The organism is Proteiniphilum sp. LBM24028 (assembly GCF_056629195.1).
In genome coordinates this window covers 2,970,829-2,984,647 of sequence record NZ_CM152817.1, presented here as the reverse complement: position 1 = coordinate 2,984,647, position 13,819 = coordinate 2,970,829, and the positions used below count along the sequence as shown (strand labels likewise).

The 13,819-nt window shown below is 42.3% G+C and carries 10 protein-coding genes; 1 reads left to right on the top strand and 9 read right to left on the bottom strand.

Annotated elements, in window-relative coordinates:
* Positions 1 to 6: 6 nt before the first annotated feature.
* The 7 genes from AC1HCU_RS11995 to AC1HCU_RS11965 all read right to left on the bottom strand — a co-directional run bounded on the left by AC1HCU_RS11995 (position 7) and on the right by AC1HCU_RS11965 (position 9,561).
* Positions 7 to 1,128 carry a DUF4434 domain-containing protein gene (locus tag AC1HCU_RS11995; protein WP_480371177.1) on the bottom strand — a complete coding sequence of 374 codons (1,122 nt, stop codon included), beginning with the start codon at positions 1,126 to 1,128 and terminating at the stop codon, positions 7 to 9.
* Positions 1,129 to 1,187: 59 nt separating this feature from the next.
* Entirely contained in the window at positions 1,188 to 2,672 is a 1,485-nt protein-coding gene (locus tag AC1HCU_RS11990; RefSeq protein WP_480366269.1) for a calcineurin-like phosphoesterase C-terminal domain-containing protein, read from the bottom strand.
* Complete coding sequence (locus tag AC1HCU_RS11985) at positions 2,657 to 3,793, bottom strand: hypothetical protein (protein ID WP_480366268.1); 1,137 nt, start codon at positions 3,791 to 3,793, stop codon at positions 2,657 to 2,659. Before AC1HCU_RS11985 ends, AC1HCU_RS11990 begins: the two co-directional genes overlap by 16 nt.
* 3 nt (positions 3,794 to 3,796) lie before the next feature.
* Entirely contained in the window at positions 3,797 to 5,308 is a 1,512-nt protein-coding gene (locus AC1HCU_RS11980) for a DUF4434 domain-containing protein (RefSeq protein WP_480366267.1), read from the bottom strand.
* A 24-nt stretch (positions 5,309 to 5,332) separates the two neighbouring features.
* Positions 5,333 to 6,742: a DUF4434 domain-containing protein gene (locus AC1HCU_RS11975; protein WP_480366266.1), complete on the bottom strand. Its 1,410-nt coding sequence runs from the start codon at positions 6,740 to 6,742 to the stop codon at positions 5,333 to 5,335.
* Between the two features lie 66 nt (positions 6,743 to 6,808).
* Positions 6,809 to 8,359, bottom strand: coding sequence for an ADP-ribosylglycohydrolase family protein (locus AC1HCU_RS11970; RefSeq protein ID WP_480366264.1), 1,551 nt, complete (start codon positions 8,357 to 8,359; stop codon positions 6,809 to 6,811).
* 23 nt (positions 8,360 to 8,382) lie between these two features.
* On the bottom strand, positions 8,383 to 9,561 hold the full coding sequence (locus AC1HCU_RS11965; protein WP_480366262.1) for a hypothetical protein: 1,179 nt from the start codon (positions 9,559 to 9,561) through the stop codon (positions 8,383 to 8,385).
* Between the two features lie 170 nt (positions 9,562 to 9,731).
* Between AC1HCU_RS11965 and AC1HCU_RS11960 the strand changes: the two genes are divergently transcribed.
* Positions 9,732 to 10,883, top strand: coding sequence for an integrase core domain-containing protein (locus AC1HCU_RS11960; protein WP_480366261.1), 1,152 nt, complete (start codon positions 9,732 to 9,734; stop codon positions 10,881 to 10,883).
* A gap of 133 nt (positions 10,884 to 11,016) precedes the next feature.
* Here AC1HCU_RS11960 and AC1HCU_RS11955 read toward each other — a convergent pair whose 3' ends face one another.
* Together AC1HCU_RS11955 and AC1HCU_RS11950 are read right to left on the bottom strand one after the other, a co-directional pair.
* Positions 11,017 to 12,597 carry an ADP-ribosylglycohydrolase family protein gene (locus tag AC1HCU_RS11955; protein ID WP_480366260.1) on the bottom strand — a complete coding sequence of 527 codons (1,581 nt, stop codon included), beginning with the start codon at positions 12,595 to 12,597 and terminating at the stop codon, positions 11,017 to 11,019.
* 15 nt (positions 12,598 to 12,612) lie between these two features.
* Positions 12,613 to 13,788 (bottom strand): hypothetical protein, encoded by a 1,176-nt coding sequence (locus tag AC1HCU_RS11950; protein ID WP_480366258.1) that lies wholly within the window; start codon positions 13,786 to 13,788, stop codon positions 12,613 to 12,615.
* Between the last annotated feature and the right edge of the window lie 31 nt (positions 13,789 to 13,819).

The following is a 13,819-nucleotide window of genomic DNA, read 5'->3' as shown; positions in this document are numbered from 1 at the left end:
GTTAATTTAGCAATTAAAATATTCCCTGTAACGGTTGTAGAGGTGTCCAGCCTGGATGTAAGCCGACTGGGGGCTCATGAAGTGAGAGAATTCGAAGGTGATAGCTTTCAAATAGTTGGCCCGTTTGGCAGCCTCCAGCTTGAGGCGCAGCTTGTCGAACTTGATGGGGAGGAACTTGATGGGCATGTCCCGGTCGAATGTCTCGGCATTGGTCCAGCACTCCATGCCGTAGCGGTCTGCCAGCTTCTTGTTCACCTCGAAGAAGGCATCCAGCTCGTTGTAGTCGATGTGCCCGTCCTGAAAGGCGACGGCATCTACCACCTCGTGGATGCCGGCGAAGATCTCGTCCCACTCCTTCTCGTGCTGCTGCACCGATACCACCTCCTCTTTCGAGAGGGAGGATCCGCTGGCCGCGACCGCCTTCTTGCCGTCTATCCAGGGGGAGATGAAGGTGGGCAATCCGCCCGATACCTCCTTGCACTGCTTGCCCATGACGTGAAAGGCTCCGATTGCCCCCTTGGTGGCGCGGCTGATCTCTCCGCTGACATACCAGCCCCCGAAGCTCTTGTACTTCTCCCCGTAGTTTTTCCACACCTCGTCGATCACGTAGCGGTTGTCCTCGATCTCGTGGCTCATGTCGCCGGTGGTCCAGTAGTGCCCCGAGTCGTAGAGGCCGAAGTAGAACTTCATGCCATGTTTCTCGGCCAGGCGAAGGAAGAGGTCGAGTAGGTCCACCGAGGGCATGTAGCATCCCTTCTCCAAGAGGTATTTGGAGGGGTAGGTGATGAATTTCCTGTATCCCGAGCGGATCATGATCACCGTATCGATGCCGATAGCTTTCATGTACTGGAAATCAAGGTCCCACTCCGCTTCACCCCAGTTCTGGTGGGGGATGTCATGTGAGATCTCATCGAGGAAGGCGCCGGTGATCTGCAACCCGTTGTTCCGGGGTACGATCAGCGTGCTCTTCAGTGAGTCATCTTTACGAACCGCAAGCGGTAAATGGGTGGCACTGTCCTGACGTTCGTTGCTTGCACAGGCCGTCAGACCGGATGTGGCGGCAATGGAAGCACCGGCAAGTGCTGCCTTTTTGATAAAATCGCGACGGGTGTTCTTATCTCTATTCATATTGTTCAATTTACATTTCCTGGATGATTCGCATACGATCATCAATATTTTACTACAAACTACCGTGAAATGGTTTCAACATACACGTTGTCAAAAGGATCAATTGCAACGATGGTTATTTCGGAGTCCTGTTTCACAGGAGTAGCACGAAACATGTGATCCGTTTTTATGGGTGCAATCCAGTTGAACTCCAGTTTTTCCTTGTCACTGTAATCCTTTTCTACTTCCGGGTCAAGACCTTCGAAACGAGTCATCTCTCCCATTTTAACCCCATCTTCATGCCATTCGACACGCCAGTTTTTGTCCCAGTTCCAAATATTCACGACCACATCTTTGTCATACAGGCGTGTCGTATTGGGAGCATAGACCCTCATCTGATGCATACGGTCATGTTCCACGCTTTTAAAGTACCAGGTTATTTCAGTTCCATCAATCTCATACACACCATACCCCAGGGGTGTTCCATCCAGACAGTAGTTGCCCTGCCACCATGCACCCGAGATTGCACCAGTATTATGTTCGTAGAAGTTGTCGGAGTGAATCATATTTCTGTTGTAATGCATGTGTCCAGTGAAGAGGTGGACCTTAAAAGGTTTCAACATCTCGAACAGTGATGAGAAATTGATTGTTTGTGAGTTGATGGTACGTGAGTCGTATTGGAATGGTTTCACCTCTTCATCGAGACGACCGGGGATGTGCATTGAGAGTATGAGGGTAGATCCTTCCGGCACATGTGCCAGATCCTGCTCCAACCAACTGAAAGTTTTCTCATCGATGTAACCCATGTAGAAATACTCCCTTCCCACATAAAAGACATTGTTCAGCACAATATAATGAATATCTCCCCTATTGAATGAGTAGTGATCAGGTCCGAAAATTTTCTCATACCTTTCAGTGGAGGTCTCAGTAGTTCGACCGCCATATTGAAGGTCATGGTTGCCAGGTGTTCGATAAAAAGGAATACCTGTCTGACCAAGGTGTTCAATATAGAGGGGATAGAGCTCAGGTTTGTCACCTACAAGGTCACCACAATCCATACCGAGAATATCTCGCCCGGCATATTCTTTCTTCAATTCCAGCATGTCATTGACCACACCGGCATAGCGCAAGAAATTCTCTTCCCTGTGAAATTGAGGATCTGAATTAACAAGAAGTAATTGTCTTGTATCATCTACCGGATTCATCTTCAATGAAAAATCATATTGCTTCTTTTTATTGTCTATCGGGATGTAAAAGAGTGGCACTTGATTTTCATTATCGGGAAGGTATCCCCTTGGTGTGGAGATATAGATGAATGATGCATCAGGATGAGGGATAAGACTGAATGAGCCGTCATCACTTGTAGTTATGCAGTTGTAGCCGTCGGTGACCACTACGTCGGTGAGCCCTCCCTGTTCTGCATATACCTTTCCATGTACCCTTTCGTTGTCTGGGGAAATGGTTGTAAATGAGTAAATAGCGATACTGATAAGTGCAATTATTGAAACTCTCAAACTCAGTATAACGTAGTTTGGTTGGATACAATATTTTATTTTCCTACCCATAATCCCTGTTTTTTATAAAAAGCATATTCATAAGCTGTATTGGTGAAATACCCTACAGCGTTCGACAATTCCATGAATTCATTCCACCATTCACCATCGCGCTTTGGGACTGAATCGTCGTGGTAGGAAAGCGATGCTATGTCAGTCTGCACTCCCAGACGAATTTCCGGATTGGCACTTTTAAGGGCATCAACAATATAATCATAATCCTTGAGATATTGGGGTGTAAGTGTCGGATCTCCCCAATCCTGTGCGGAAGTTTGAATATAAAGGATATCAGGTTTTACTTCACTTGCAAGCCGTATCATATCCAATCCAAAGTGTTCCCGGATCTCCATCAGCTTCGCATTCCGCATTCCCATTCCCCAAGTAGCAAAGAGCATGTCAGGATTCTCGGATTTGATTGCTTGCTTAATTCTGAGGTTGAAATTGACAATGGCATCGACTCTGAAATCCTGCCAGTGTTGATATAACATGCTGTCACTTCTAATTTCGTTGAATGTAGGAATCTCGTGGTGACCATTCAAATATTTTTCTGTAAATATTGTCCTTGCATTTGTACTCACATCACCATAAAAACCATTGTTATGAATGGTCTTCCATTCAGGGAAATATGATTCGGCAAATTCAATGCCTAACAGATAAGGATAATTCTTGATGATACGTTTCACTCTTTCCACCTGCCAGTCGACAAAATCTTCATTGTGAAATGAATAGAAATTGACATTGCCGGGGTATGGCGAGAGCAACTCCATTTTCCACTCTTCCGGCAACGAAGTATCTCCATAAAAACAATTTCCAAGAACCATGAGCCAGATGCCGATATTGTTCTCTTCAAGAGCATTTATATACTCTTCTTTGAACAGCTGGTCGTTTTTGCTGCCATCCCATTCGCTTACAATAAAATAATGTACTGATGTTATGTTGGCCTTCTTCAGATCGGCAATAAGCTCTTCGGGTGTTATGCCAGATGAGTACAATACAGTGGGGTCAATTTGTATTGAATTTCCTTTTGCCCTTTGCAGTTTGTTGCTTTCACGAAATTCATCTGAGCCGGAACGAGCAAGTGAGGAAAAAAGTATTGTGAAAATTGAAATGTAAAGATAGATTACCTTGTTCATGTTTTACATGTTTGGATTGATGAAAATTTCGTCACAAAATATGTTGGAATTCTCTCTGGCATCAGCTTCAACTTTAACGTATCTCCCAGAAACTCCAATATTTTCAATTGAGGCGATATCTATCCAGCAATCGAATCTGTCGTTTTTGGATGCCTCCATCGCGACGGAGTTGATTTTTACGAAATTTTTATTGTCACTCGAAACATAGAAATGGACCATTGACGGTAATGCAACAGATTGTTTGTTGTAATGGAGAAAACGTCCAGCGAGCGACTTGATTTGGGTCACCTTTCCAAGGTCAATGACGATATCCATTGATTTGTTGCCAAAGTCAACCCATTCCTTATCTTCAGTTGTTTCTTCTCCCAGTTTGCTATCCGTTAATTGTTTTGTTCCTCTGATAGATTTACTTGAAGATACTTTCCTGTTGACACCTTGATGAGTGACAGCTCCCTTGAAGGTCGCTTCCAGTAATTTCCATCTGCCCACTCCCGAATTCCAATCCATGTAATCCTGGTATGCTTTAGCCGAGTAACAGGGTTGCCCGATAGGCATCTCGGAATCTGGCTTGTCGAAAATGCCATATACAGAGAAGCTAATCACTTCTTCAGCTCCCGCAAGGCTTACTCCTGTAATTTGAGACAGATAACGAGGGAATGCTGCCGGTATGAGTGCCGATTCCCGATCATTGTTTCTCTTCTCCCACGTAAAAGATTCAACATTTGCCCAAAACCGGATATTTGTTTCCTTGTGTATTTCCCCAAGTTTCGCGAAGTTCTCTTTCATTCGTTTCATGGGCATTGGCTCCCTTACGCACCCAACCTCATCCTGATATGCGATGATATCAACCTTAAGTCTTTTTATCTGTTCTGCAAATTTTTTGTGGTTGATATCGGCATAGCATAGCCCATAGGGTGAAATCATGACTTGTTTCCCGGGCGTTAAAGATTTTGCTTTGTGAGTTAATTTATTCACAGCCTCTACGGCATGATCCGGCAAGTACGGTTCAAAAGAGTCTTCAACAGGGAGGTACCAGCCAAAGAATGATTTATGATGTTTGAACTTTGCTGCCGTTTCTACCATTATTTTTTCTTGCGTTTCTTTAATCTCTGGTTTTCTTATGTCATCGTCTTGATCTACGGCCCATCCGGAACTCATGAATACTTTCATATTGTGTTTGTCAGCCGTCTCCATGATGGCTTCAACGGGACTTTTGTTCCCCTTGATGTAAGCTGGCTCCATAAAATCGGAAGGATAAAACGATTCCCGATCGTTGGCCACGGCCATGATCACGATATATTCAATGCCAAATTCAGATAACTCGCTGATCTTTGTCTCCCAGAATTCAGCAGATAAATAATCCACATGGGCTGGATTCATATATTTATTCCTTACATCCTGGTAGGGGAGGTTTATCCATGTCCCTCTCACCGGTTTGGTTTGACCTATGATGGATAGACTCAAAAGGCATAAGCCCAATATTGATAAAACGATGCGGTTGATGTTGTAATTCATATCGATTTCCTGTTGGTATTGAATTTAATTCCTATTTTTATTCGCTCTCTTCTTTTTTAGCTTATCCAGATAGGCCTTGTAATCCTTGAACAACTTCACTGTTCTTTCTTCTCCAACTCTTATTGAAGCATTGGGATCACTGAAGACCCCTGGATATTGGTAGCATAATATTTTTTCAAAGTTATCAAAAAGTGTCAAATCATGAATGATCTCCTCCATGGGTCTTGGGTACAACGACTGATCGGGATTGAACAGAAAAGTTTCAAGATCGAACCAAAGGTGAGAACCTGCATCATCACACAGTTGCTGCAGTATTGTTGCCGCTTCTTTTCCTGAGAGGTCACCCTCGGGCATACGGGCAAATCCGAAAGGACAGAGTATGTCGAGATTTTGCAAAAGAGCCGGGTATGTATCTTTCCCTTGTAGAATTCCCATGCTGTTTGTTGCGAGCATAATCGGTTTCTCGGGTGCCAGCGTATTGCAATATTCCTTGAAAGCCCTGAAGAACTCTACAATTTGCCGTTTGCGCATTATCTGGCCTTCTTCTGTCGTCTCCCAGTTGTCGAGGCTTCCCCCGCTCTCTTCAGAGACATAGAATGCATAGAAAGAAGGATGATGTCCATATTTATCCCAAAGTTCCTTTGCTACCCGTTTATGCCACTCGAGCGATTCAGGAGTGAAATCAAACCAGGCAAACATTCCCACGCCGACCATGACCGACATGTTATGTTTGTCTGCCTCAGAGAGTATTGCCTCAATAGGATCATTCGCCGCTATAGGCATCCTGCCCGGATACAGGTTGGAGGGATAAAAAGCCTTTCCCTCATAATTATCGACGGTCAAGGAGTGCTTGCCTACATATTCTTCATTCCGGAATACCTCTTGAATGACGATCATATTCATTTCTATGCTGTTCATCGAACGTACCAGCTCCCGCCATTGGGCATCGGTCATTTTTGCAATATCCTTATTCCAATGCTTGCCTTCTGTTTCGCTCCAGTGGTAAATACCGGCCCATGCTCCATCTATCTGGCGGGTTGAACGGGTTTCAGACTCAATAATCTCGAGTCCCCTGGTTTCACTGTAGACCTCTCCATTCGATTTAACTTTCAGTATCACCTTATTCATCCCGACCTTGTCGGAGGTTGGTAAGATAACTTGTACCTTGTGTCCCGCGTTTGCTTTTATATAAGGTTTTGAATAGTGAAGGAGTGACTCCTTGTCTTCCTTGTTCAGGTATATGTAGACTTCAAAATCGTTTGGTTGGGATTCGTAGTTGACGATTCCGGCCCTGATGTCAATATCTACCTTATTTGTTACCGGGCTAGGAGGAATAAGTGTGAGCCCTATCCTGTTCTTTTGTGCGAAACTGAAATTGGGCAGTATCACAACAAGAAGAATAAATGCGATTTTCTTACAGTAATGAATGTTCATTGCGTTTAGAACTTTAAGTTTAGTTAATCACCGTGTCCGGTATATGTTGTTTCCTTGAATTTCGTTTTAAGAATATGAGTCTGAATAAATAAGGGCTTTACCGAAGTAGATGTTTGCCTCGTCGTCAGGATTCAGCCATTTAAATTGGACTTTATGTGTGCGATTTGGTAATTGGTACCTCCAGAACAGATCGGTTCTTCTTTTATCAGCTGCACCTGGCATCGCCGCTGGAAGTATGGCAGTTTCTACCAATTGGTCATCCACATACATTTCCACCTCGGCCATGTATGAGAGATCTGAGCTGGTGACATAACCTCTAAAGACAATGCCTATACCCTCAAAAGTACATTCAAAAGTCTCTTTCAGCAGGTGATTCACCTCCAACATCGCAATTGGATAATGCCCTTCAAAAGATTTTTCGTATCGAACGGGCTGAGGAACCTGGGTCTGAATTGTAACAGAATTTTCATTCACTTTCCCACCTTCACTTTCAATAACCAGGAGTGCATGGCGTAGTCCCATTGCATAAAGCTCATTCAGCGATGTCTCAGTATACTCGAAATTCCTCTCAACCACACTCTCCAATGCTGCAGTCCACTTTTGAGGAATCTTGTCATAACCAATCATCGTTCCCAGGACACCCACGGCTGTTGCAGCGTTACAATCGGAATCTTGTCCACATCGTGTGGCAATATCCATTGTCTGAAAGAAATCACCCTCACCAAAAAGTAAGCCAATGGCCACATAAGCGCTGTTCACTTTCGCATCAATATTCAAGGGAACAAAAACACCGTCAGGGCATCCCACTACAGCACTCCATTTCTTTTCAACCTCAAACCATGCATTTTCCCAGTCTGTGGAATTCTGTTCAAAACATTCTACAACTGTGCTGACACATTGATAAAAATCACTTTTTTCAGGAATAGTCTTCAGAGCCTCTTTAACAATCTGCACAGGATCGTCGTATATAAAAGCCAGAGAATACATTGCTCCTGTAAATACACCACCATACCAACCATCACCGTAATTAAAGATATGACCTATCTTGTCGGATATGTCTGATGCAGTGTTGGGCATTGCCGGAGACATCAATCCTGCAAAATCAGACTCTATCTGGTAATCAATATCATCTGCATGTGGATTGTTAAGCCAATGTCCCGATTCGGGAGGCATGATCCCTTGTAGGATGTTATACTTGGCCGCCTGGTTGGCATGCCATAGCGGATAAGACTTGTTGGCAAAGGCAATTGCGAAAGAATCTGCCGAAGCTGACAAACCCAATCGATCGAACACTTCCATAAATGTGATATTGACATAAATATCATCAAAAAGCCCGGGAAACGTATCATAATAATGCTCCACATGTCGATAGCTCCATGTTATTGGAGTGTACTCCTGAATCATTGTTCCATTGAAAAGAAACTCAACAGGACCTCCATAGACACATCCGATAGTTTTTCCTGCCCATCCTCCCTTAATCTTATTCAGTAATTCGTGCCTTTCAATCGAGATTTCAGGAGGTATCCCATTCCTACTTTCACTGGTTGAATTGTTGCATCCAACAATGAACATGAGAAGCAGTAACTGGATTGTATGTGTGAGTCTATTCTTGTACATGATTTTTATCTTTAATCGGTGTGTCATTCTATCCATAATCCCTGCTTTTTGGAAAATGCATATTCGTATGAGGTGCTCGTATAATATCCGAGTCGAGTAGACAGTTCCATAAATTCCAACCACCAGTCCGGAACCCTTACCCCTACACCAGAGTTGTGGAAAGAGAGGGATGCAATATCTGCTTGCACTGCCAGTTTCACATTTGGATTTGCCTCTTGGATTGCCTTTCTCACATGCTCATAATTTTTAATATAATCATATGGTAGTGCCGGGTTACCCCAATCCTGATAAGAAGTTTGTATGAAAAACAGATCTGGCTTTACCTCCCTGGCTATTTCAACCATATCCAGACCATACCATTCTCTGATCTCTGCCAAGGGCTCACTTCCAACGGCAATACCCCACGATGCGAAAAGCGCCTTTGGATTTGCATCCCTGACAGCATTTTTCATTCTGCGGTTGAAATCAGTAATAGCCTCAACCCTAAAATCCTGCCATTTATAGTACCATTCAGTGTTATTTCTGATTGCATCAAAGGATAAAGCGGATCTATCGAGATCCAAATATTCACGGGTAAACTTCCTCCTCGCGGTCAGACTTACATCACCATAATGACCATTTGTATAGAGAGTCCTCCATTCCGGGAAATACGATTCTGCAAAACCGATTCCAGCAAAATCATAATTCTCGAAGACTCTTCTTACACGTTCTTCCTGCCACGTTACATACTCGTTGTTATGAAAGGAATAGAAACGAAGAGAAGCTTCAGCATAAGGTTTTACAAACTCCATCTCCCACTCTTCGGGAAGCTGGTCGTACATGCAGTTACCCGGTAGCATGAGCCAAATAGCAATGTTATTCTCTTCGAGTGCCTCCAGAAATTCAGGCTTGAAAATTTGGTCATCTTTACTCCCGTCCCACTTGTTTACAACAATGTAGTGCACCGAAGTGATATTTGCCTTCTTCAAGTCTGAAACCAACTCCTGAGGAGTGATTTCAAGGGAATATAAAACCAGGGGATCAATCTGAATTGAATTCCCTTTTACTCTTTGCAGGTTCTCCCGGTTTTCCAAATAGACTGTATCTTTGTAATCATCATGCTTTTTGTCATCGCTTGGTGCGATGTCATCTTTGTTTGAACAACATATAAAAGGTAAGATGAGCAATAATAGAGCATATGCAATTTTGTTTCTATATATCACAAACGAACTGTTTTATCCTGTTAATAGCTATCTGATAAATATCAGTACATCGTTGACACTTTTGTATCATCAGATCGTTGACAATTTAATTGTCTAACTGTATCATCAGTTCGTTGACAAATAATAAAAGTGTTCTTTGAAATATTGCATACTTTGCTATCAAAAAAATTATGGATAGCGAAGAAAAATTAAGACAAGATGCAGTGAATCTGTTTCTCAAAAAGGAATCTATCAGTAAGATAGCATCAAGCCTCTCGAGAAGCCGCCAATGGGTCTACAAATGGATCTCAAGATATGAGAACAACCCCTCTCTCGATTGGTACAAGAATGAGTCAACAGCACCCAAGGTACAATTGAAACGTTTACCATTAGATGTTGAGCAATCCATTGTAGAAGCAAGAAAGCGTCTTTCTTCTAATCCTTATTCACAGAACGGGGCAATCAGCATTCTCTACGAACTGAAACGGTTAGGAATAACCACCCCCTCTGTCGCAACCATTAACAGGGTTTTGAAGAAGAAGGATCTGATAAGAAAAAAGAAAACTTCAACAGGCACCTTCAAAGAGTATCCGATTCACTATCATGATGTTCAGCAAATGGACTTGATTGGTCCCCGGTATCTGAAAGGTGGTTTTAAGTTTTACATTTTCACCATTATAGATAAAAATAACCATCTTGCAGGAGTATATCCCATAACCAATAAATCGGCAAATGTTATAGTGCCTTGTCTGGTTGATTTTTGGATCCTGTATCAGATGCCGGACTATCTTCAAATGGATAACGAGTTATCTTTCAGAGGTAGCAACCGGCATCCCAGAGGGTTGGGACTTCTATTAAGGACGGCTATCAGTAATGGCGTGACTCCGCTTTTCATACCCCCAGCCGAACCCTGGAGAAACGGGGTTGTAGAAAAGTTCAATGAAAGAGTGCAGAATCACTTCCTTTCTACTTACTTTTCCTCTCTGGAAGAAATGCAGGTAAAAGCGATGGAGTTCTCAGCCTTTCACAATGCCGAACACAGGTACTCATCGCAAAACAACAAATCTCCAAATGAGATGCTCCAAGAGATGAAATACCTGGCTAAGCTCAAAAGAGGGATAGACCTGAGTAAAAAACCAGTAATCGAAGAAGGTCAGCTGATCTTTGTCCGATTCATCAGGAGTGACTTGAAGCTTCATCTTTTGAATAGCACCTTTGAAGTGTCAGAGAAACTCGTCTACTCTTATGTGGAAGCGATCGTCCAAATTGATAAACATCTTTTGATCGTCAAACACAAAGAAATGATTTATCACTACTTTGAATTTGTGATGCCCTTGTCTTAAAAATATGCAATATGTCAATGATCTCTTGATATATGACCTTCCTTAGAAGGCCCAAACCCTATAGGGTTTGTAAACGAGGTGATGATACGTCTAAGAAACTTAGAACTGTCAACGAAGTGATGATATGTAACAGCTATCTGTTAGAAAAAATTACTGCTCTTTCGATATAAATTTTATGTCCAGTAGATTCAGGATGTTTTTCATTCAAAACCTCAATTCTTAAGGTGTGGTTACCTTCTTCCAGGTTCATGACATGAATAATGTGTTGCCTGTTAGCTGCCCATTTCCCGGCTTCCCTGGGATGATAGCAATTGAACTCTCTCAATGGTTTTCCATTGATATAAGCCATTGCATTTCCACCATCAACATTATAGCTTCCCATCAAGGAAATCCCCGTACCATGGAAATCGATCTCAAAAACGTCACCCGGTTTTGTAGACACCTTATAGAGGTCCTCGTCTCCACCGCCATATATGAAATCTTCCCATTCGCCTGTAATTGTATACCTGTCGTGGCTAGTCATTTGTACCATCTCACTCAACACCTTATTGGGGAATGACTGTTCCAGAGTTCCACTAAACACGGCATCCTGAAGCTTTACACGATACGCATAATTGTTGAGGCTTCCACCATTGTTTAGGATATTCTCTACTGCATAACTCAATGTTTGCGAAACGACCTTGTTAAACGAGTAGGAAGTATGTAAAAACAACTTATCTGCCATTTTGGGAATATGCGATTTAAAGTTATCTTCAATCGAATCATATCCTTGCATAATGCCCAGTACTGCTGCTGCGTTGGCTGCGTTGCAGTCGGTATCCTGACCACAACGGATCGCAATTTCAATGGTTTTGCCCATATCGTTCTCTCCATACAGCAGGCCCATTGCAATATATGCTCCGTTTATGGTGGCATCAATATTGAACGGTTGATAAGGAACACAAACATCAGCCTCTCCCCATTTTTCTTGGATTGTCAACCATGTTTTCTCCCAATTATCGGGGCTCTCATGGTAACCATCAATCACGGTTTGAATAGCCATGGCATATTCACTTTCAGCCGGAATTAATTTCAATGCTTTCTCCACAACAACTTTCGCATCCGTTTCGAAGAAAGCCAATGCATGCATTCCGGAAACAAACATTCCCCCATAGAGCCCATCTCCATATGCCATAATTCGTCCAATACTGTCAGCCATCAAGGCAGAGGAGTAAGGCATCCCGGGATTGATAAATCCAATAAAATCAGATTCAATTTGGAAGTCGATGTCATTTGCATGCATGTTATATTCTGGAGATCCCGATTGGGGTGGCATGATTCCATCCAGAAAGTTTTTCCTCGCTTGCAGGTTAGCGTGACAAAGATTGAATTGAGCAAGGGTAAACTCTTCCGCAAGTTTGGCAACGGGGGTTTTTAAACCCTCATTCTGCTCCATTGATGCCATAAAGCTCAATTGGCCATAAATATCATCTTCCCCAAGAGCGCCTTCAATCATCTGAGGTGTCCAGGGGATAGAGTCCAGGAATGTTTCTCCAACAGCATGAAACTCCATGCCAATACCTTGCATGACGCCGATCATCTTGCCTGCCCATGCACCCTTTATCTTATTTTCTAATTCCGCTTCTGTAATTGTCTTGTATGTATCAGTGGTCGCTTTTCCACACGAGATGAACGCTATGAAAAAGAGGTATAGTATGAAAGTATATGATTTCATGTTCCTTTTTTATTTTCAATTAATCCAAAGATCTTGTTTTTTGCAAAATGCATATTCATATGAAGTATTTGTGTAATAGCCCATTTCAGTAGAATATTCCATAAACCCAATCCACCAATCTGGTACTCTTACACCAACACCCGGATTATGGTATGAGAGAGAAGCAATATCTGCCTGAATTGCCATTTTGACATTGGGATTGGCGCTTTGGATGGCTTTTCTTGCATATTCATATTGGTTCAAATAATTTGACTTAAGAGCAGGATCAAGCCAATCCTGTGATGATGTTTGTATAAAGAATATATCCGGGGCCACTTCTTTTGCTATTCTTACCATATCCAATCCAAAATGTTCTCTTATTTCGCCCAGTGATTCGTTTCTCAATGCGATGCCCCAAGATGCGAATATGGCTTTAGGACTTGCTTGCCGAACGGCGTTCTTGATTTTATGATTGAAATTCAAGATTGCCTCAACTCTGAAATCCTGCCATTTGCGATACATGGTTAGATCATTCCTGATAGCATCAAATGAAAGTGCAGAGCGATCAAGTTTAAGATATTCTTTTGTGAACTTTTGTCTGGCATAAAGACTCACATCTCCGTAAAAGCCATTGGAGTAAATTGTCCTCCATTCAGGAAAATAGGTCTCGGCAAAACCTATTCCAGCAAAATCATAGTTTTTTAATGCTCTTTTCACCCTTTCAGCCTGCCATGTTACATAGTTGTCATTGTGGAACGAGAAAAAACGAGCTGATGAATCGGGGTAGGGTTTTAATAATTCCATCTCCCATTCATCTGGTAAACTTTGGCCGCCATACATTCCATTGCCGATAAACATAGCCCAAATTGCAATATTATTCTCTTTAAGAGCTTTGAGATACTCAGGTTTCAATAGTTCGTCATCCTTGCTACCATCCCAGTCAGTTACCAGAAAGAAATGTACCGAGGTAATATTAGCCTTTCTCAAGTCGTTTATCAGCTCCTCGGGAGAAATGTTCAAGGAGTAAAATACAATTGGATCAATCTGAATGGAGTTGCCCTTCACTTTTTTGAGGTTTTCTGCATTTTCCTGATAAATAGGTGTTTCATCTGGATCCTCATTGTTTATGGGTGGCTCAATTTTTTCAGAACATGAAAATAGTAAAATTGATAATGTTAAACAACTAATAAATATCTGTTTTATATTTTTCATTATAGTGACAATCTTTGCTTTAAAAATAAAG